This is a genomic window from Bradyrhizobium sp. USDA 4510 (assembly GCF_054059095.1).
In genome coordinates this window covers 5,742,667-5,761,841 of record NZ_JBSSBT010000001.1, presented here as the reverse complement: position 1 = coordinate 5,761,841, position 19,175 = coordinate 5,742,667, and the positions used below count along the sequence as shown (strand labels likewise).

Sequence of the window (19,175 nt, the reverse complement as noted above, 5' to 3'; positions counted from 1 at the left end):
TGCGACGATAGTCGGGTTCGTGTGGAATGCTTGAGGCTCGGGATGAAATTCGCTGTTATGATGTGCGCCGGCGCGCTGCTGCTCGCGGACGGGGCGGCGGCGCAAGAGGGGAGCAAGACCATTTCCAAGACCACGATCAGTTTCGCCACGGCGACGCCGGGTGGCGGCTTTCCGCTCTATGGCAATGCCTTCGCCGAGGTGATGAATGCGGCCGACCCGACGCTGTCGATCGAGCCGCGCAACACCAAGGGCTCCAATGAGAACATCCCGCTGCTCGAGGCCGGCAACGTCGATATCGCGACCGTGGCGGGCGAGCCGTCCTATGAAGCCTTCATGGGCATCGGCCGGCCGAAGGCCACGAAGCTGAAGATCCTCACCGCGATGTATTCGAGCCCGGGCATGTTCGTGGTGCGCGCGGACAGTCCCTACAAGACTATCCAGGACCTGGTCGGCCAGCCCGTCGCGTTCGGCGCCAAGGGCTCCGGCCTGCCGATCCTGTCGCGCTACATCCTCGACGGCATCGGGCTGAAGCAGGACGAGGACTTCAAGTCGATCTATCTCGATCGCGCCGGCGACGGGCCCGCGATGGTTGAGGATGGCCGCGCCGCCGCACTGTGGGGCGCCGGCATCGGCTGGCCCGGCTTCACCAAGATGGCCGAGAGCGCCACCGGCGCGCGCTTCATCGCGCCGACCGCGGACGAGATCGCCCGCATCCGCGCCAAGCACACGTTCCTCAAGCCGCTGACGATCCCCGCCGGCAGCTATCCGAAGCAGACCGCGGCAATCTCTTCGGTCGGCTCCTGGAGCTACATCCTGGTGCGCGAGACCTTGCCCGACGACGTCGCCTACCGGCTGGCGAAAACGCTGCACGGCATCGAAGCGACCTTCTGCACGAAGCTCGCCCAGGCGTGCGAGACCACGGCGGCGAACACGCTCGCCGCCGCGCCTGATATCAACCTGATCCACCCCGGCGTGCTCAGATATTTCCGCGAGATCGGGGCGGCGAAATGACTTCTGCATGGACGCGCTATCGCGTCTATGCAGAGGTCATTCCGGGGCGCGCGAAGCGCGAACCCGGAATCTCGAGATTCCGGGTTCGATGCTGACGCATCGCCCCGGAATGACGACCTTCGGTCGTCATTTCTTCGCCATCGCGCAGGCCGGGTCCGGCGGGCCGAACGCGTCCTCGCCCGAGATCTTGGCCAGGATCTTGTAATAGTCCCACGGATATTTCGACTCGGCCGGGGTCTTGACCTGCACCAGCCAGAGGTCGTGCACCATCAGATTGTCCTCGCGCAGCTTGCCGTTGCGGGCGAAGAAGTCCTCGACCGGCTTCTCGCGCATCTTGGCCGCGACCTTGAGCGGATCGTCGGTGCCGGCATCCTTGATCGCGTTCAGATAGGCGGTCACGGAGGAGTAGACGCCGGCCTGCCACATCGTCGGCATCCGGTTCATCTTGGCGAAATAGCGCTTCGACCACTCGCGGGTCTTGTCGTCCATGTCCCAGTAGAACGAGGTGGTCAGCAGCAGGCCCTGCGCGGCCGACAGCCCGATCGAGTGGATGTCGGTGATCAGCGCCAGCAGCGCCGCCATCTGCTGCCCGCCGGCGAAGACGCCGAACTCGGCGGCGGTCTTGATCTCGTTGGTGTTGTTGGGCGGTCCGCCGGCAATGCCGATGATCTTGGCCTTCGAGGCCTGCGCCTGCAGGATGAAGGACGACAGATCGGGCGTCGCAAACGGCGGCCGCACCGCGCCGAGCACCTTGCCGCCGTTCTTGGTCACGATCGCGGAGGCGTCCTTCTCCAGCGAGTGACCGAACGCATAATCGTCGGTGATGAAGAACCAGCTGTCGCCGCCGCGCTTCACCACCTCCTGCGCGGTGCCGACCGCGAGCGCCCTGGTGTCGAATACCCACTGTATCGCGTAGGGCGAGCAGAACTTGCCGTGGAAATCGGTCGCGCCGGTCGAATGCGTGATGAAAAGCTTCTTCTTCTCGTTGGCCATGTTCTGCACCGCGAGCCCGACCGCCGAGACCGGCACGTCGACGATGAGGTCGACCTGATCGACGTCATACCAGCGTCGCGCGATGGTCGCGCCGATATCCGGCTTGAGCTGGTGATCGCCGACGATCACCGAGATTGGCTTGCCGAGCACCTTGCCGCCGAAATCGTCGACGGCCATCTGCGCGGCGGTGACCGAGCCCTGGCCGGTCGGCGTCGAGGCGGGGCCGTTCATGTCGGTCAGCACGCCGATCTTGACGATGTCGTCGGATACCTGCGCCGATACGCTCGGGGAGGCCAGCAGCGTGGCTGCGAGCGTCCCGAACATGGCTAATCTGGTGGCCTTCATTCTGTCTCCCTCCTGAATTGGCGCATTGGCCATTATTGGTTGTGCCGGGCCTTCGGCGACCCGGTCATATTGGTTTCTTTTGCAACTATATTGGGGACCGCGTCAACGCGCCATCGGTCTAATGACGCAGCCCCGGTGCGGCGAGAGACAGTTTCTTTCGGGGCCGATTCAGTTCATAGCGGGCCATGGTCACCGCCCAGCGCCTTCCGCCTTCGCTCACCCCGCTCGTTGCGGCACTGGCTGCCGTGCTGCGCGACGTCGGGCCGGTCCAGCCGATCGCGTTGCCGCCGGCCGACGCCTTGCGCTGCATTGCGGCCGAGATGCCGGCCTTGCGCGCCTATCCGCCGCGCGATGTCGCGGTCAGCGACGGGTGGGCGATGCGCGCCAATGACCTGGTCGGCGCGTCGTCCTATGCGCCGTTGCCGCTGGCCGAACCTCCGGTCTGGGTGGCGGCAGGCGCTGCGATGCCTGATGGCACCGACTGCGTGGTCGATGCCGATGCCGTCGATACCTCCGGTCCGCTTGCGCAGGTGCTCGCCGAAGCAATCCCGGGGCAGGGCGTCAGGCGTGTCGGCAGCGACATCGCCGTTGGGCGCACCGTGATCGCAGCAGGGGAGCCGCTGCTGCCGCGCGGCCTGCTGCTCGCGCGCGCGGCCGGACTGCAGATGTTGCGCGTGCGACGGCCGCGGCTTCGCATCGTCAACGTCGCCAATGGTGAGCTGACCGCACAACTGATCGCTGACACCGCGCGCCTCGCGGGCGCTGAGGTCGTCGGCATCGAGGCGGCACCCGATGTGGCGGCGATTGCAAACGCACTCGAACCAGACGGCTGCGATCTGATGGTCACGATCGGCGGCACCGGCGTTGGTCACACCGATGCCGCGGTGAATGCGCTGGCAACGCGTGGCGCACTGATCGCGCACGGCATTGCCCTGCAACCGGGGCGCACCGCAGCGGTCGGCCGTATCCACACAACGCCGGTCGTCGCCTTGCCGGGCGCGCCGGATCAGGCTTTCGCGGCCTGGTGGGCGATTGCGCTTCCCCTGCTCGACCGCCTGTCGGGCCGGCGCGCGCGCAAAACACTGGCGCTGCCGCTGGAACGCAAGATCGCCTCCGGCGTCGGCGTTGCCGAGGTCGTGCTGCTGATACGTGCGCAAGGTACTCAACAGGATTCCTGGGCGGCACTTGCCATCGGCGACCTGTCGCTCGATGCCGTCGCGCGCGCCGAAGCCCTGCTGATCGTGCCTGGCGATGCCGAGGGCTTTGGTGCGGGCACGGTGGTCGATGCCTATATGTTGCGGGAGTGAGTTCCCGAGATGAGCAACACGTTCACGCCGAAACCCAACCCTTCCGTCGAGCAGGACCAGTTCCTGACCATCCTGTCGCGCGAGGAGGCGCTCGCGCGCTTCGAGGCGGCGCTGTTCCCGCGCCAATTGCCGTCCGAGAAACGGCTGCTCGCCGATGCGCTCGGCCGTGCGCTGGCGGAGGACGTGGTGGCGCCGATCGACGTGCCGCCATTCGATCGCTCCAATGTCGACGGCTTTGCGGTGCGCTCGGCCGATCTGGCGCGCGCCGGCGAGGCCGCGCCGGTGCAGCTCGCGCTGAACGACGAGACGATTTCGTGCGGGACCGCGCCCACCATGCCGGTGCTCCCGGGTACTGCAACCGCGATTGCGACCGGCGGTCCGGTACCGCGCGGCGCTGATGCCATCGTGATGGTCGAGCACACCCAGCCTGCCGGCCACGGCACCATCGAGGTCCGGCGTGCGGCGTCGCCCGGCCAGTTCGTGTCCTATGCCGGCTCCGACATCGCGCGCGGCGAGGCCCTGCTGCGCGCGGGAACGATGATCGGGTCGCGCGAGATCGGCATGCTCGCGGCCTGTGGCATCGCCGAGGTTGCGGTGACGCGCCGTCCGCGCGTCGCGATCCTCTCGACCGGCGACGAACTGGTGCAGCCGGGTGAGAAGCTTCGGCCGGCCGCGATCTACGACACCAATGGTGCGATCGTCACCGCGGCGATTGCCGAGAACGGCGGTGACGCGTCGTTCCTTGGCGCGATCGCCGACAATGAGGCGACGCTCGAGGCCGCGATGCGCAAGGCGCTGGCGGACAGCGACATGCTGGTGCTGTCGGGCGGCACCTCTAAGGGCGCGGGTGACGTCTCGCACCGGATCATCGCTCGCCTCGGCAAGCCCGGCATCATCGCGCATGGCGTGGCGCTGAAGCCCGGCAAGCCGCTGTGCCTTGCGGTGTGCGACGGCAAGCCGGTGGTCATCCTGCCGGGCTTTCCGACCTCGGCGATGTTCACCTTCCACGACATGATCGTGCCGGTGCTGCGGCGGATGGCCGGGCTGCCGCCGCGATCGGATGCCAAGGTGGCGGCGAAGGTGCCGGTGCGCATCGCCTCCGAGCTCGGGCGTACCGAGTTCGTGATGGTGTCGCTGGTCGAGGGCGCCGACGGCCTGATCGCCTATCCCGGCGGCAAGGGCTCGGGCGCGATCACCTCGTTCGCGCAGGCCGACGGCTTCCTGAAGATCGAGGCGCTGGCCGACCAGTTGCCGGCCGGCAGCGAGGCCGAGGTGACGCTGTTCACGCCGCATGTGCGGGTGCCCGATCTCGTCATCGTCGGCAGCCATTGCACCGGGCTCGATCTCGTCACCGCGCCGCTGGCGCATGCCGGTCTCGTGGTGCGCTCGATCGCGGTCGGCAGCCTCGGCGGGCTCGCTGCCGCCAAGCGCGGCGAATGCGATCTCGCCCCGATCCATTTGTTCGACGACAAGACCGAGACCTACAACACGCCGTATCTGGCCGACGGGCTCGAACTGGTGCCGGGCTGGCGGCGCATGCAGGGCATCGTGTTTCGCAAGGACGACACGCGCTTTGCCGGCTTGAGTGCAGAACAGGCGGTGCGCGCCGCGCTCGCCGATCCCGCCTGCATCATGGTCAACCGCAACCAGGGCGCCGGCACCCGCATCCTGATCGATCGCTTGCTGGCGGGCAGCCGGCCCGACGGTTACTGGAATCAGCCGCGCTCGCACAATGCGGTTGCGGCCGCGGTGGCGCAGCACCGCGCCGACTGGGGCATGACCATCGCGCCGGTCGCCGATGCGTCCGGACTCGGCTTCATACCGCTCGCCGAAGAGCATTATGACTTCGCATTGGTGACGGCGCGCAAGCAGCGGCCCGCAGTGCAGGCCTTTCTCGACGCACTGGCGTCGGATGAAGGGCGGGCTGCATTGACGAAGGCGGGGTTCAGGCCGGCGTAGCCGGTGTGCCGCTCTGCCGCACCATCACAGCTGTCGTCCCTGCGAAAGCAGGAACCCATACGCCGCGGCGGGCGTTACAGGCGGGCCTCGCCGTTCCAGCATCGCGTAACAATTTGCGTTTGTGGTTATGGGTCCCTGCTTTCGCACTGCTTTCGCAGGGACGACACTGAGCTTGTTGCGCTAGCTGTGAGTCAAAACATCCGCATTCTCGCGACATTCGGGGACTTCCTGATGCGGTGTGCCGAAGGCACCCTGATCACTCGCTCAGCTTGCGGTCCAGGAAGTCGACGTAGGAATTGTCCGGGTCCAGTTTGACGGCCAGGCGAAGCGCGGCCCGGGCGGCGGACTTGTCGCCGTCGGCCGTGGCCTTGTGCTCGTCCAGGATCGCATTGGCCACCGTGCGCGCGGTGTCGAGACGGGCCTCGTCGATGGAACGGTCGGCAAGATAGGCTTCCACCGGCTCGCGGAGGCGCTTCAGTTCGTCCACGCTGACCGAACCCAGCGGATACCAGTTGTAATATTCGAGACGCGGCCGATCATCCGTGAGGGTCGGCACATCCCCGACAAAGGCCGCGAGTTTTTCATCGGCGGCGATGAATGTCGCCAGGAAATCCTCGGGCGAGCCGAGGCCGTTCGCCGTCAGGTCTTCAGCCACCGCGGGCTTCGACATGCGCATGGCGAGCTCGTGCGGATCGATGTTCAACGGTTCATCGGAGGCGATCGCCACGCCTTCCATTCTGGACGGCAGCCACAGCGAGACATGCTTGAACTGGCCCATCATGGCCTTGAGTATCATCTTCGGAAGGATGCCGCGGTTGAAATCCAGCGGCACCCATTGCGCGAGAACGCCGCCGGGACGCATCCTCTGCTTTGCCAGCGCATAGAATTCCTCCGTGTAGAGGTTGATGACGCCGGCATCATGGGGCGGTGGCGGCTCGAGCGTGATGACGTCAAATGTCTCCTTGGTCCCCAGCAGGAAGTGGCGCCCGTCCGCGACGATCTGATGGACCTTGGGATTTTGATAGAATTGCTTGTTGATCGGCACGAAGCGGGGCGCGAATTCGAACACCGTTGATGCCAGATCGACCGCGTCGATGGATTGCAATTCTTCATGGGTGCTCACCGCTCCCACCGTGGTTCCGGTCCCGATGCAAATGACGACAGCCGTTTCAACCGGGCCCTGGTGCAGCAGAACGGGATAATGCCCCATCGCGGCCATGTAGCGTCTGCCCTCGGGACGGTTGTTGGCGTAGCTCTTCGAATTCACCACCAACTGCTGATAGGTGCCAGCCGCCTTCTCGCGATACTCGACCACCGCAAAGGTCGCTTGCCGGGTTTCCCGCAACTCGAGCACATTGGCGCCTTCGATCGCGGTCAGGACCCGCTCCAGATAGTGCGGAGTGAAGAGCAGCAGTGCTACGGCTATGACGCTCGCGGCGATCGTCCCCTGCCGCCACAGGCTCCTTTCTCTCAGAAGATCCGGCTGCGACACGGTGGTCGCGACGAACAGCAGGACGTTCACGACAATCAGCGCGGTGAGCGCGCCCTGGCTGCCCAGATACGGGATCAGCAGAAAGCCCGCCGCCAGCGAGCCCACGACGCCGCCAATCGTGTTCAAGGCGTAGAGCGTGCCGATCCTGCGGCCGAGCGCGCTCATCTGCATCACGGTCAGCTCGCTGGCCAGGGGAAAGCTGATGCCGATCAGCGTCGTCGGCAGCAACAGCGCAACAGCGCAGACCAGGAAGAATGAAACGTCACCCCCCAACAGCTCCTGCACCGGGACTGGAAGCAGGCCCGATACGATGGGAGACAGCGCTACTCCCATGGTCCGCGCCTTGCCGAGCATTCCGACGGTCAGCGTGGCTGCAACCGCGATCAGCAGCTGCGTCACGGCGAAGTATCGCAGCAATTGATCCTTGCGGGGGGCGAGTAGCCTGGCGCAGATCAGGGCGCCGATCACGAGCCCCAGCAGGTAAACGCCGAGCATGCCCGAGAACGCGTAGACGCTCGAGGTGCTGACATTGGTCAGGAATCGGAACCAGACGACCTCATAGGCGATCGATACAAAACCGGAGCACGCGAAAATCCAGATCAGGATCGACGTCCTGCCACGCGCGGTCGCGGCGGTTTGCACCGGCGCCTGTGCCGCGACCGGCAAGAGCGGGCTTGCGCCGCGCGCAACGAACAGGGCAACGACGCCGACGCAGACATACAGCGCTGCCGCAACCAGGCTTGATCCCGCGATGCCCCAGAGGCCCATCAGCACAAAGCCGACCGCCAGGGTGCCGATGGCGGCGCCGAGGGTATTGAACCCGTAGAGCAGACCGATGCGATTGGCGAGGTCGGTTTGTGTGCGGGTCAGGAATCTCACCAGGAAGGGCAGGGTCGCGCCCATCAACATCGTCGGTAGCGACAGGATGGCGAGCGACACGGCGACCATGAGAGGCAGCCGGAATGGCGACTCCAGATCCAGCATCGGTGACAGCCAGCCCACCCATGTCGGCCAATGCGACAGAAACGCGGTGACCGCGAGAGAAACGAGGGCGAGGGCGAGTTCGAGCAGCCCGTAAATTTTCAGCGGGCGGCTGACGGTGTCGGCGATCCGGCCTCCCAGGGCGCTGCCCAGCGAGAGACCGAAAAAGAAGCTTGCCACCGTGACGCTGACGGAGACGGTCGCGCTTCCCAGCACGAATTGCAGTTGCTTGAACCAGAGAACCTGCAGGATCAGCGATGCCGCGCCCGATGCCAGAAAGATCGCCGTGACCAGAACCCGGTTTTTCAGGCTCACGGCGTCTCGAACGTCACCACGATTGCGCACTGGACCGCTCTCCCGTTGAACGGAGAACAGGTAAGGCGAATGCTCTTAATATTGCCTTATGGCGGAGCGGCGCTGCGCGGCCGCCGGATCCCGTTGAAATTGCTCGTAAAATTGCCGTTTGGCGGATGCTTGCAGGGGGCCGAACGATCGCGCTGTGAGAGGGCCTTTTGCGTTGCGGATCCAGCTCAATGCCGCATCGCCGTCTCCACGAACTCCAGCACGGAGCGCGGGACCTCTTCGTATTCGACGAAACGGCGCCGAAGCTCGTCGGCAATGTCGGTCGTGACGTCGCGCGACCATCCTTCGTTGGTATTGAAGGCCACGATGCGGACCGGACGGCTGTACTGGTCATCCAGCAGGCGGCGGATCAGCGTTTTCCGGTCAGTGCCTTCTTCGTCGGTTTCGCTCCAGGCACGGCCCAGTCGGCCAAAATCGTTCAGCACCAGATAGGTGTCGTGATCGATTGAATGCGGCACAATCGAAGGCGAGCGAGGCATACATAGTCCTCCATGCTGCACATTATCGTGTTCCGATCGCCCTGCGTATCGGAAATTTCGAGGTAAATCCGCTGGATAGCGGGATCGCGCGTGACGTGAGCGGGGGCTGCAACATGCATTGGAGCAAACCGTCCCGTCGCTGGTTATCTCTTGTCACCGACATGGGCCCTGTTGTGGATGTCGGTGGTTGAGCGACCGATGGGGCTCCCACCCGCTCGAGGAGCGGAGCGATGTTAAGAAGGCTTCGTTTTAGGAATACAACGCTGGAAGAAGTGCTGGCAGTCGATACGCAGCGGCCGCGGAAGAGGCTACGGATGCGTGACCAGCCCCCGAGAGAGAGCCGATCGGCAAGGCTGGCCAAGCCGGGGCGGCCTGTCAGTCAACGAAACGACTGACCCTGCGGGATAGCGCGCCGAGCCCAACTTGCGCGGCGGCCCGTGAACGGGTTCGCCGATTGCGGCGACCAATCCATCATGGCATTCGACACCGCCAACTTCCGTAAGATTGCCGCGCTCGTCGCGGCGGCCGGCACCTTGTTCTGGCTCTACACCTTCTACGCCATCGCCCATGTGCCGCCTGGCGACGGTACCGGCTTCCAGTGGCTGGCGGTCTTTCCGCTCGGCATGGTGTTCGGCCTGTTCTTCCTGCCGGCCTGGCTGCTCGTCGCCATCGGCCGATTGCCGAGATTCACCGCGGCGTTTGGGTGTGGCCTGATCGCGTTCGCGGTGCTGTGGGCGCAGCTGCTGCAGGAGTTTCCGAGGGCGGTCCTCTAGCGCGCCAGCCCATCCTCATCCGCCGGCGAGCCTGGCATGACATTGCTCCAAGGCTGATATAAGCAGCGTTGGGCGCAAGTCGCGGCTTTCCGCCGTCACGGCTGGTCCCGGCCATCCATGTCGGGCGGAACCGCGGGCGTGGATACCCTAACGATTGGCATGTCTTCGGAGACGCGTATGAAAGTGATTGGCCTCGCGGGCTGGAGCGGTGCCGGCAAGACCACCCTGCTGTCGCGGGTGATCCCCTGCCTGCTGGGCCGCGGCCTGCGCGTCTCCGTAATCAAGCACGCCCACCATGAATTCGATGTCGACGTGCCCGGCAAGGACTCCTGGGTGCACCGGCAGTCCGGTGCGACCGAGGTGCTGGTGTCCTCGACGCGGCGCTGGGCGCTGATGCACGAGCTGCGCGGCGCCGATGAGCCGCGGCTGCCGGAGCTGCTCGCCAAGATGGCGCAGGTCGATCTGGTCGTGGTCGAAGGCTTCAAGCGCGAGCCGGTCAACAAGATCGAGGTGTACCGCGCCGCCAACGGCAAGCCGCTGCTGTTTCCCGACGACCCGCGCGTGGTCGGGATTGCCAGCGATGTCGCCGTTGCAACCACGCTGCCGGTCGCGCATCTCGACGACATCGAGGACGTTGCCGAATTGATGCTGCGCGCCGCGATTCCCGTCGACGACGTGCTCGCGTCGGCTCCGGCCGAAGGCTGACGTGGACGGGGAGGCGGCGTTGACGATGCAGGACGGCTTCGCCATGGTCGAACCATGACAACGACGAAGCTCGATCTCACCGGCCTGAAATGCCCGCTGCCGGCGCTGAAGACGCGCAAGGCCCTCCGGAGCGTGACGGCGGGAGATTTCCTCGAGGTGCACTGCACCGATCCGCTTTCGGTGATCGATATCCCGGCCCTCATCCAGGAGACCGGCGACAAGGTCGAGATCACCGAACGAAGCGACGCCCGGATCGTTTTCTTGATCGAGAAGATCAATGGAGCGATAGGCAATTCGAATGCTGCGTTGCCGCGTACGCGCTAGATGCAGCTTGATATCTACCTTTTGCCTATCGACACCTATTTTCCATTCTGCGCGAATTGATAATGTCCGCCGGCTTGTGGTGATGGCGTTGTGCTCGAGTGTGGGCGCATCGACGGACAACGACTGGGCCCGTGCCCAGATCACGGGCTGCACGGCCGGGCATATCCGGCCGTATTGGGGGTTAGCATTTCCGGAATGTGCGTGGTTGGTCCCGACGCATTGAGGAAATGTGCGGAGCTGCCGGCTGACGCTGGCCGCAATGGGTTGAGACGGGATCGAAGACGCAGATGCGCCTGTCGTAATGGCGACTGCAGGGGAGGTGTCAATGACCACAGTGAGCAGTGCCGGACGCGTATCCGCGACAAGCGCAGGTTTCCTCGACAAGGAACATACAATCGCGACCGCCGGCTTCAACCGCTGGCTGGTGCCGCCGGCCGCGCTCTGCATCCATCTGTGCATCGGCATGGCTTACGGCTTCTCGGTGTTCTGGCTGCCGCTGTCGCGCGCGATCGGCCTGACCGCGCCGAAGGCGTGCCCCGACATCTCGCTGGTGCAGGAGCTGTTCACCACCACCTGCGACTGGAAGGTCGCGAGCCTCGGGTGGATGTACACGCTGTTCTTTGTGCTGCTCGGCGTCTCCGCCGCGATCTGGGGCGGCTGGCTCGAGAAGGTCGGTCCGCGCAAGGCCGGCTTCGTCGCGGCGCTGTGCTGGGCCGGCGGTCTCGTGATCGGCGCGCTCGGCGTCTACACGCACCAGCTCTGGCTGATGTGGCTCGGCTCCGGCGTGATCGGCGGCGTCGGCCTCGGCCTCGGCTACATCTCGCCGGTGTCGACGCTGGTGAAATGGTTCCCCGACCGGCGCGGCATGGCGACCGGCATGGCGATCATGGGCTTCGGCGGCGGCGCGATGATCGGCGCCCCGCTCGCCGACAGGCTGATGAACTACTTCAAGACCCCGACCTCGGTCGGCGTCTGGGAGACCTTCCTCGCCATGGGCGCGATCTACTTCGTGTTCATGATGATCGGCGCGTTCCGCTATCGCATCCCGCCGGCCGGCTGGCAGCCCGAAGGCTGGACGCCGCCGACGAAGGCCAACGCGATGATCTCGAGCAAGCACGTCCATCTCGACAACGCGCACAAGACGCCGCAATTCTGGCTGATCTGGTGGGTGCTCTGCCTGAACGTGTCGGCGGGCATCGGCGTGATCGGCATGGCCTCGCCGATGCTGCAGGAGATCTTCGCGGGCAAGCTGATCGGCCTGCCCAATGTCGGCTTCAACCAGCTCGATGCCGGACAGAAGGCGCAGATCGCGGCGATCGCGGCCGGCTTTGCCGGATTGCTGTCGCTGTTCAACATCGGCGGCCGCTTCTTCTGGGCGTCGCTGTCGGACAAGATCGGCCGCAAGAACACCTACTACACGTTCTTCATCCTCGGCATCGCGCTCTACGCGCTGGCGCCGACCTTCGCCGCGATGGGATCGAAGCTGTTGTTCGTGCTCGGCTTCGGCATCATCCTGTCGATGTATGGCGGCGGCTTCGCCACCGTGCCGGCCTATCTCGCCGACATGTTCGGCACCCAGTTCGTCGGCGCCATCCACGGCCGTCTGCTGACGGCATGGTCGACCGCCGGCATCATCGGTCCTGTCGTGGTGAACTACATCCGTGAGTTCCAGCTGGCCGCAGGCGTGCCGCGCGACCAGCTCTACAACACCACGATGTACATCCTGTGCGCCATGTTGATCGCGGGCCTGATCTGCAACTACCTGATCAAGCCGGTCGATGCGAAATGGCATATGAGCGACGCCGAGGTTGCCAAACTGCAGGATGCGAGCGCCAGCGCCGCGGCGGCCGGACCGCATGGTTCCTACGGGATCGGGTTCGGCGGGCTTGACGCCAAGGCGGCGCTGTTCTGGCTGTTCGTCGGCATTCCGCTGGCGTGGGGCGTCTACATGACGCTGCTCAGCGCGGTCAAAATCCTCTGATCGCAGTTCAGGCCGCGCGCGGGCCATCTGGTATCCCGCGCGGCCTGAAGCGTTTTCGAGCGAAGTGGATGCCGGTTCGCGTGAAGAAGACGCGTCAAACAAGAAGCTCTACGCCGTTCAAATCAACAGATAATCAAGGGACATTTCAGTCATGTTTCGTACCGCAAGCTGTCTTGTGGCCGCCCTGCTTCTCGCCGGCTCGCTGCACACCGCGTCAGCCCAGACCACCGAGGCCAAGCCGTCGAAGGTCAAGCTGACCATGCAGAAGCTGAAGGACATGAAGGCGAAGTGGAAGGCCAACAAGCCAAAGCTGAAGGCTTGCCGCGCCGAGGTGAAGTCGAAGGGCCTGACCGGCGACGACCGCTGGTTCTACATCGAAGAATGCATGGGCAAGAGCTGAGCGGCACCGCTCCGCTATCTGCAACGCAAGAGGGCGTGACGGCGATCGCTGTCACGCCCTCTTGTTGCGTTCGAGACGCGGTCACTCCGCGGCGGCGGGCGTCGTCTTGGCGGCCTCCAGCGCGGCTGCGATCGCCTCGTCGACCCGTTCGAGCCAGATGAACTCCAGCTTGGCGCGGGCGCCGGCGGGGATGTCGTCGAAGTCGCGCTTGTTGCGCGCCGGCAGCATCACCCGGGTCAGGCCGGCGGCCGCGGCCGCGACCACCTTCTCCTTGATGCCGCCGACCGGCAGCACCAGGCCGCGCAGCGAGATCTCGCCGGTCATCGCGGTATCGCTGCGCACCGTGCGATCGGTCAGGAGCGAGGTGAGGGCGGTGAACATCGCAACGCCCGCGCTCGGACCGTCCTTCGGCGTCGCGCCGGCCGGAACGTGGACGTGGATGTCGCTCTTCTCGAACACGCCGGGGTCGATGCCGAGCTGCGAGGCCCGGCTCTTCACCAGGGTTAGCGCGGCCTGCACGCTCTCGCGCATCACCTCGCCGAGCTGGCCGGTGAGGATCAACGCGCCGCGGCCCGGCGTGCGCGACGCCTCGATGAACAGGATGTCGCCGCCGACCGGGGTCCAGGCCAGCCCGGTGGCAACGCCCGGGATGCTGGTGCGCATCGCGATCTCGTTCTCGAACCTCGGCTGGCCGAGCAGCGAGACGATGTCCTTCGGCGCGATGGTGACGTGGCTGGTGCTGCCCTCGGCGATCTGCACCGCGACGTTGCGCAGCACCTTGCCGATCTCGCGCTCCAGGTTGCGCACGCCGGCCTCGCGGGTGTAGCTGCGGATGATCAGCCGCAGCGCATCCGGATCGATCTCGACCTGCTCGGCCTTGATGCCGTTGGCCTCGAGCTGGCGGCGGACCAGATAGCGCTTGGCGATCTCGAGCTTCTCGTCCTCGGTGTAGCCGGCGAGACTGATCAGCTCCATGCGGTCGAGCAGCGGGCCGGGGACGCCGTCGAGCATGTTGGCGGTGGCGATGAAGACGACGCGCGAGAGGTCGAACGGCACGCCGAGATAATTGTCGCGGAAGGTGCTGTTCTGCTCGGGGTCGAGCACTTCCAGCATCGCGGCCGACGGATCGCCCTGGATGCCACGGCCCATCTTGTCGATCTCATCCAGCATCATCACGCAATTGCGTGCGCCGGCTTTCTTGATCGCCTGGATGATGTTGCCAGGCAGCGCCCCGATGTAGGTGCGGCGATGGCCGCGGATCTCGGCCTCGTCATGCACGCCGCCGAGCGAGACGCGGACGAACGGCCGCGCCATCGCGCGCGCGATCGATTGGCCGAGCGAGGTCTTGCCGACCCCGGGCGGCCCGAGGAAGCACAGGATCGGCGCCTTGCCGCCGGGCGCGAGCTTGCGCACCGCGAGATATTCGATGATGCGGCTCTTGATCTTCTCGAGGCCATAATGGTCCTGGTCGAGGATCTTGCGCGCCTCCGCGATGTCGATCGGCTTCTCCTCCGGAATGCTCCAGGGCAGATCGATCAGCCAGTCGAGATAGCTGCGCACCATGCCGGATTCGGCCGCTGCCTCCGGCATCCGCTCGTAGCGGCGCAGTTCCTTCTGCGCCTGGCTTTCGGCCTCCGGCGGCATCTTGGCCTCGACGATCGCCTTGGTCAGCTCGGCGACTTCCGCGGCCTTGCCGTCACCTTCGCCGAGCTGGCGCTGGATCGTCGCCATCTGCTCGCGCAGGATCGCCTCGCGCTGCCGCTCGTCGAACACGGCCTTGGTCTTCTGCCCGATCTCCTGGCTCAGCCGCAGCACCTCGATACGTTCGGCGAGGTGACGCGACACCTTGTCCATCCGTGCCACGAGATCGATGGTTTCCAGGATGTCCTGTTTCTCCGACGGCTTGATGTCCATGTAGGACGTCGCAAGGTCGGCAAGGGTTGCCGGCGAGGTGGTGCCCTGCAGCGCGGCGATCAGCTCCTGCGGCACTTGCGGCAGCAATTGCGCGGCCTCCAGAGCCTGGCGCTGCAGATTGAGGAAGCGCGCCTCGATCTCGGGCGAGGTGGTGGTCGGCTCCGGGATTTGCAGCACGCGGGCCGCGAGGAACGGCGTGCCCGGCAGATAGTCGAGCACGCGCATGCGCTGCACGCCCTGGCAGACCAGATGGTGGCTGTCGTCCGCACCGGTGATGTAGCGCACGATGTTGGCTGTGGTGCCGACGCGGTAAAGCCCGTCGGGGCCGGGATCGTTGGTCTCGGGATCGCGCTGCAGCAGGATGCCGATCGGCCGCTGCTCGCGCACCGCCTGCTGGGCCGCGGCAATCGAGGTCGCCCGGGCGATCGTGATCGGAATGATGACATCCGGAAACAGCACGGTGTTGCGCACCGGGACGATGATCAGCGCGTCGCTCGGGATCGGCGTCGAAGTTGAAGCTGGGCTTGAAACGTCTGAGGCAGCCATGTCGAAATCCTTTAGCTCGACTTTCCGAGCCGCAGGCCGACGCAACCATGCGCGGCAAAGCGGCTGATCGTGTAGCGGCCGGTCGGCAGCGCGATGCGGCGCTCGAACCGGCCCTGCGGCAGTTCGAGGCGCAGGATACGGGCGTTGCGGAGTTCAGGGGGCAGGGTGCGGCGGCCGGAGATCACCAGCGTGCCGCCGTCGAGCGCGGCCTCGACCTCGTCGGGATCGACCCCCGGCAACGCGACCAGGATCAGGATTTCATCCTCGGTCTCGATCACGTCGGTCGGCGGTTCCCAGCTCGGCTCGGTGCTTCCCGCGCGCGGGTGCAAATTGAGGAAGCTCTGGTGCAGCCGTTCGGCGCGGGCGAGCGCCTCGATCGCATCCGACAGCATCCAGTTGATCTGATCCTTGGGCCGCATGGGCACTCTCCACGTCGCATTGGGAGGCAAGGTTACCGGTCTTGCCGCCGACCGTAAACCTGCCCCTCGCGCCGCTGATCGAGGGTAAAATTGTCCGAAATGTCGCGATTCGCGGCATGACGGCGGTGCACGGACCGCAGCCGGACGCTTATGCCGCGGCTATGTGACAGGACCGCGGCTGCTCTCGAATTCCTACGGCCTTCCCCGCATCTTTTGCCGTGATGCGGTGCGCTCGCGCGCGCCGCCAAACGGGAAGGTGGCACATGACCCTGCTCCATTACCACGATGCCCGGCCGCACGGTTCGGCCGGCGCCATGCCCTTGATGCTGCGGCGGACGTTCCGGCGGATCGGCCTCGTCTTCAGGACTGTTCACCGTGCGATCGCCGCCGCCAAGATTCATCGGCTCCGCAATGAGCTGCTGCTGCATCGCGGCCACGAGGATTGGGCGCGGACCAACCTCAACGTCGGCATGCTCGGCGGCGACGCCGAGAGATATCCACGGGCGCCGGTCGTGCTCGGCGAGAAGTGGGACTACTGAGATGCGCACAGTTTTGTTCATCGCTGCCCTGCCGCGCCGCGCCGCAGAAGGGCTGCTCGCATTCCTCGCCTGGATCGGCGAGGAGCCGATCGGCGGCTACCGGCCCGAGGCGCATTACATGCGCGGTCCGGGACCTGCGTGGCGGGCCAAGCATCGCGGGCGTTAAGCCCCCGAACCCATCCGCGTCATTGCGAGGAGCATGGCGACGAAGCAATCCATATCTCCGCATGTGGCGCGATGGATTGCTTCGCGGAGCCTGTCATCGGGCGCACGTTCGCGCGGCCCGTTGGCTCGCAGTGACGTGCAGAGGCCGCGGCGCCTACGAGACCCACGATCCCGAGCGCGCCGACCTTGAGCGACCGTCGTTTCTACTCCCAAACCAGTTCACGTCGCTTCACGTCGCGGCGCCAGGTGATCGAGAAGGTTCATCGGCAGCGGGAAGACCACGGTCGAGGAGCGCTCGCCGGCAATGTCGTGCAGCGCCGCGAAGTAGCGCAGCTGCATCGCTTGCGGCTCCTGGGCGAGGATCCGGCCGGCCTCGACCAGCTTCTCGGCGGCCTGCTGCTCGCCCATCGCGTTGATCACCTTGGCGCGCCGCAGCCGTTCCGCCTCGGCCTGCTTGGCGATCGCCCGCACCATCGTCTCATTGAGATCGATATCCTTGATCTCGACCCCGGTGACCTTGATGCCCCAGACGTCGGTCTGCCTGTCGAGGGTCTCCTGGATATCGGCGTTCAGCTTGTCGCGTTCCGCCAGCATCTCGTCGAGCTCGTGCTTGCCGAGCACCGAACGCAGCGTGGTCTGCGCAAGCTGGCTGGTCGCAGCCATGTAGTCGCTGACCTTGATGATGGCGCGCTCGGGATCGACGATGCGGAAGTAGAGCACGGCGTTGACCTTGACCGAGACGTTGTCGCGCGAAATCACGTCCTGCGGCGGCACCACCTGCACCACCACCCTGAGATCGACCTTCACCAGCTGCTGCACCACCGGAATCAGGATGATGAGCCCCGGGCCCTTCACCCCGGTGAAACGGCCGAGCGTGAAGATGACGCCGCGCTCGTATTCGCGCAGCACGCGCACGGCCTGGGTCAGGAATACGATGATCAGCAGCGCGATCGCCGCATAGGTGAAATAATCAAGCATCATGCCTTACCTCCCTCGCCGGGAGAGGCCGGCGTGCGCCGTACCACCAGCGTCAAATCGATGATGTTGGCGACCTCGACCGTGTCTCCCGCCGTGAATGTCTCGGTGCTGCGCGCTTGCCAGCGTTCGCCGTTGGTGAAGACGTGACCCGTGGTCTCGGACCAGTCGAGCACCTCGGCCGATAGCCCGCGCATGGCTTGCGCACCGATCCGCACCGGGCCCTTGCGCGCCCGGCGGAGCGCGCCGAGCACGACGAGAATGAGCCCGGTGAACATCGCGGCGATGATGCCGATGACCGGCCATGACAGCCGGTAACCGGGCGCCTCGATCCGAAACAGCATGGCTGCTCCAAGCACGAAGGCGACTATTCCTCCGAGGCCGATCATGACGGTCGGGTTGAAGGCTTCGATTGCGAGCAGCGCGATCCCGACCAGCATCAGGGCGAAGCCCGCGTAGTTGATCGGCAGCATGTTGAGTGCGTACAGACCGAGCAGCAGGCAGATCGTCCCGACAACCCCGGGCGCCACGGCACCGGGCGACATGAACTCGAAGATCAGGCCGTAGATGCCGACCATCAGGAGAATGAATGCGATGTTGGGGTCGGTGATGACCGCAAGCGCGCGCGCGATCCAGGTGGGATCGATGGCCTCGATCGCGGTGTCCGTGGTCGCCAGGCGTTGCGTCTTGCCGCCGGGAAGCTCGATGGTCCGGCCATCGACCTGCCTGAGCAGGTCGGCCGGATCGCGCGCGGTGAGATCGATGACGTTGGCCTGCAGCGCTGCGTTGGCGGAGAGGGTGGCGGCATCGCGCACCGCCTTCTCGGCCCAGTCGGCATTGCGGCCGCGCAATTCGGCCAGGCTGCGGATGAAGGCAACGGCATCATTCGTCACCTTCGCCGTCATGGCATCCTTGGTTTCGGACGGATGGCCGCCGTCCTTCTGGTCCTTGTCGCCCTTGTCCGGGGTGCTGCCCGGCAGCCCCGGTATCGGGCCGCCGATCTGCACCGGCGTCGCGGCGCCGATATTGGTGCCGGGCGCCATGGCCGCGAGATGGGTCGCATAGAGGATATAGGTCCCGGCGCTCGCGGCATGGGCGCCGGATGGCGCAACGTAGCCGACCACGGGAACGGGCGAGGCCAGCACGTCGGCGATGATCTCACGCATGCTGGTGCTGAGGCCGCCCGGCGTATTCAAACGCAGGATAACAATTTCGGCGTGGCGCTCGGCGGCCTTGGCCAGGCCGTCCTTGACGTAGCTGGCCGCTGCCGGCCCAATTGCCCCGTCGATTGAAATGGTCAGGCCAAGATGGCTGTTGTCCGCGGCCGGACCGGGACGGATGGAGACAACCAGAGCGACCAGGACGGTCGCAACAACGAGGGCCGCCTTGAAGGTGGTGTGCACGGCAAGCACTCCCTTGCCGTGGATATGGGGCGCCGTTTCGGAACCTCAAGTTGGCGCCGCGTCACGGGCACCGTGTGCTCATCGCATTGTGCATTGCGATG

Annotated in this window: 17 protein-coding genes; 10 read left to right on the top strand and 7 right to left on the bottom strand. The window is 65.6% G+C overall.

Translation table 11 applies throughout. From position 1 onward, the window contains the following. Positions 1-42: 42 nt before the first annotated feature. Positions 43-1,011, top strand: coding sequence for a TAXI family TRAP transporter solute-binding subunit (locus ACVMDN_RS26810; protein WP_057014857.1), 969 nt, complete (start codon positions 43-45; stop codon positions 1,009-1,011). Positions 1,012-1,137: 126 nt separating this feature from the next. Here ACVMDN_RS26810 and ACVMDN_RS26805 read toward each other — a convergent pair whose 3' ends face one another. Further along, positions 1,138-2,349 carry an ABC transporter substrate-binding protein gene (locus ACVMDN_RS26805; protein ID WP_076823879.1) on the bottom strand — a complete coding sequence of 404 codons (1,212 nt, stop codon included), beginning with the start codon at positions 2,347-2,349 and terminating at the stop codon, positions 1,138-1,140. A gap of 185 nt (positions 2,350-2,534) precedes the next feature. Here ACVMDN_RS26805 and ACVMDN_RS26800 point away from each other — a divergent pair, with 185 nt between their 5' ends. Together ACVMDN_RS26800 and ACVMDN_RS26795 are read left to right on the top strand one after the other, a co-directional pair. Next, on the top strand, positions 2,535-3,656 hold the full coding sequence (locus tag ACVMDN_RS26800) for a molybdopterin-binding protein (protein ID WP_076823882.1): 1,122 nt from the start codon (positions 2,535-2,537) through the stop codon (positions 3,654-3,656). 9 nt (positions 3,657-3,665) lie between these two features. Next, on the top strand, positions 3,666-5,615 hold the full coding sequence (locus ACVMDN_RS26795; protein ID WP_076823884.1) for a molybdopterin biosynthesis protein: 1,950 nt from the start codon (positions 3,666-3,668) through the stop codon (positions 5,613-5,615). A gap of 256 nt (positions 5,616-5,871) precedes the next feature. On the opposite strand, the gene ACVMDN_RS26790 is transcribed toward ACVMDN_RS26795, so the two are convergent. Together ACVMDN_RS26790 and ACVMDN_RS26785 are read right to left on the bottom strand one after the other, a co-directional pair. Continuing rightward, positions 5,872-8,403, bottom strand: coding sequence for a fused MFS/spermidine synthase (locus tag ACVMDN_RS26790; RefSeq protein WP_076823888.1), 2,532 nt, complete (start codon positions 8,401-8,403; stop codon positions 5,872-5,874). Between the two features lie 215 nt (positions 8,404-8,618). Next, a complete protein-coding gene (locus ACVMDN_RS26785; RefSeq protein WP_311988559.1) occupies positions 8,619-8,876 on the bottom strand; it encodes a hypothetical protein in 258 nt (85 codons plus the stop codon). 527 nt (positions 8,877-9,403) lie between these two features. Here ACVMDN_RS26785 and ACVMDN_RS26780 point away from each other — a divergent pair. The 5 genes from ACVMDN_RS26780 to ACVMDN_RS26760 all read left to right on the top strand — a co-directional run bounded on the left by ACVMDN_RS26780 (position 9,404) and on the right by ACVMDN_RS26760 (position 13,113). Continuing rightward, positions 9,404-9,703, top strand: a complete 300-nt coding sequence (locus ACVMDN_RS26780; RefSeq protein WP_210262749.1) for a hypothetical protein — start codon at positions 9,404-9,406, stop codon at positions 9,701-9,703. A 159-nt stretch (positions 9,704-9,862) separates the two neighbouring features. Continuing rightward, positions 9,863-10,408 (top strand): molybdopterin-guanine dinucleotide biosynthesis protein B, encoded by a 546-nt coding sequence (gene mobB, locus ACVMDN_RS26775; RefSeq protein ID WP_141339621.1) that lies wholly within the window; start codon positions 9,863-9,865, stop codon positions 10,406-10,408. Between the two features lie 54 nt (positions 10,409-10,462). Further along, the gene (locus tag ACVMDN_RS26770; protein ID WP_057014863.1) at positions 10,463-10,732 is read left to right on the top strand and encodes a sulfurtransferase TusA family protein; all 270 of its coding nucleotides are present in this window, start codon (positions 10,463-10,465) and stop codon (positions 10,730-10,732) included. Positions 10,733-11,057: 325 nt separating this feature from the next. Then, the gene (locus ACVMDN_RS26765; protein ID WP_076823893.1) at positions 11,058-12,713 is read left to right on the top strand and encodes an OFA family MFS transporter; all 1,656 of its coding nucleotides are present in this window, start codon (positions 11,058-11,060) and stop codon (positions 12,711-12,713) included. Between the two features lie 151 nt (positions 12,714-12,864). Further along, positions 12,865-13,113: a hypothetical protein gene (locus tag ACVMDN_RS26760; protein ID WP_028342462.1), complete on the top strand. Its 249-nt coding sequence runs from the start codon at positions 12,865-12,867 to the stop codon at positions 13,111-13,113. An 81-nt stretch (positions 13,114-13,194) separates the two neighbouring features. Here the strand turns inward: ACVMDN_RS26760 and lon are convergent, their stop codons facing one another. Continuing rightward, positions 13,195-15,573, bottom strand: a complete 2,379-nt coding sequence (gene lon / locus ACVMDN_RS26755) for an endopeptidase La (RefSeq protein WP_076823896.1) — start codon at positions 15,571-15,573, stop codon at positions 13,195-13,197. 11 nt (positions 15,574-15,584) lie between these two features. Next, the gene (locus ACVMDN_RS26750; protein ID WP_028332710.1) at positions 15,585-15,992 is read right to left on the bottom strand and encodes an Hsp20/alpha crystallin family protein; all 408 of its coding nucleotides are present in this window, start codon (positions 15,990-15,992) and stop codon (positions 15,585-15,587) included. A 263-nt stretch (positions 15,993-16,255) separates the two neighbouring features. On the opposite strand from ACVMDN_RS26750, the gene ACVMDN_RS26745 reads away from it, so the two are divergent. After that, positions 16,256-16,531: a hypothetical protein gene (locus ACVMDN_RS26745; RefSeq protein WP_076823899.1), complete on the top strand. Its 276-nt coding sequence runs from the start codon at positions 16,256-16,258 to the stop codon at positions 16,529-16,531. 1 nt (position 16,532) lies between these two features. Then, a complete protein-coding gene (locus tag ACVMDN_RS26740; protein ID WP_158074157.1) occupies positions 16,533-16,697 on the top strand; it encodes a hypothetical protein in 165 nt (54 codons plus the stop codon). A gap of 218 nt (positions 16,698-16,915) precedes the next feature. Here ACVMDN_RS26740 and ACVMDN_RS26735 read toward each other — a convergent pair whose 3' ends face one another. Beyond that, positions 16,916-17,677, bottom strand: a complete 762-nt coding sequence (locus tag ACVMDN_RS26735) for a slipin family protein (RefSeq protein WP_028332707.1) — start codon at positions 17,675-17,677, stop codon at positions 16,916-16,918. Further along, complete coding sequence (locus tag ACVMDN_RS26730) at positions 17,674-19,083, bottom strand: NfeD family protein (RefSeq protein ID WP_076823902.1); 1,410 nt, start codon at positions 19,081-19,083, stop codon at positions 17,674-17,676. Before ACVMDN_RS26730 ends, ACVMDN_RS26735 begins: the two co-directional genes overlap by 4 nt. Between the last annotated feature and the right edge of the window lie 92 nt (positions 19,084-19,175).

Bases quoted from the DNA above. Each gene is read 5' to 3' on its own strand.
- ACVMDN_RS26740 (WP_158074157.1), top strand. From the start codon at position 16,533: ATGCGCACAGTTTTGTTCATCGCTGCCCTGCCGCGCCGCGCCGCAGAA.
- ACVMDN_RS26760 (WP_028342462.1), top strand. From the start codon at position 12,865: ATGTTTCGTACCGCAAGCTGTCTTGTGGCCGCCCTGCTTCTCGCCGGC.
- ACVMDN_RS26770 (WP_057014863.1), top strand. From the start codon at position 10,463: ATGACAACGACGAAGCTCGATCTCACCGGCCTGAAATGCCCGCTGCCG.
- ACVMDN_RS26810 (WP_057014857.1), top strand. From the start codon at position 43: ATGAAATTCGCTGTTATGATGTGCGCCGGCGCGCTGCTGCTCGCGGAC.
- ACVMDN_RS26780 (WP_210262749.1), top strand. From the start codon at position 9,404: ATGGCATTCGACACCGCCAACTTCCGTAAGATTGCCGCGCTCGTCGCG.
- mobB (WP_141339621.1), top strand. From the start codon at position 9,863: ATGTCTTCGGAGACGCGTATGAAAGTGATTGGCCTCGCGGGCTGGAGC.
- ACVMDN_RS26795 (WP_076823884.1), top strand. From the start codon at position 3,666: ATGAGCAACACGTTCACGCCGAAACCCAACCCTTCCGTCGAGCAGGAC.
- lon (WP_076823896.1), bottom strand. From the start codon at position 15,573: ATGGCTGCCTCAGACGTTTCAAGCCCAGCTTCAACTTCGACGCCGATC.
- ACVMDN_RS26745 (WP_076823899.1), top strand. From the start codon at position 16,256: ATGACCCTGCTCCATTACCACGATGCCCGGCCGCACGGTTCGGCCGGC.
- ACVMDN_RS26750 (WP_028332710.1), bottom strand. From the start codon at position 15,992: ATGCGGCCCAAGGATCAGATCAACTGGATGCTGTCGGATGCGATCGAG.
- ACVMDN_RS26805 (WP_076823879.1), bottom strand. From the start codon at position 2,349: ATGAAGGCCACCAGATTAGCCATGTTCGGGACGCTCGCAGCCACGCTG.
- ACVMDN_RS26765 (WP_076823893.1), top strand. From the start codon at position 11,058: ATGACCACAGTGAGCAGTGCCGGACGCGTATCCGCGACAAGCGCAGGT.
- ACVMDN_RS26800 (WP_076823882.1), top strand. From the start codon at position 2,535: ATGGTCACCGCCCAGCGCCTTCCGCCTTCGCTCACCCCGCTCGTTGCG.
- ACVMDN_RS26735 (WP_028332707.1), bottom strand. From the start codon at position 17,677: ATGATGCTTGATTATTTCACCTATGCGGCGATCGCGCTGCTGATCATC.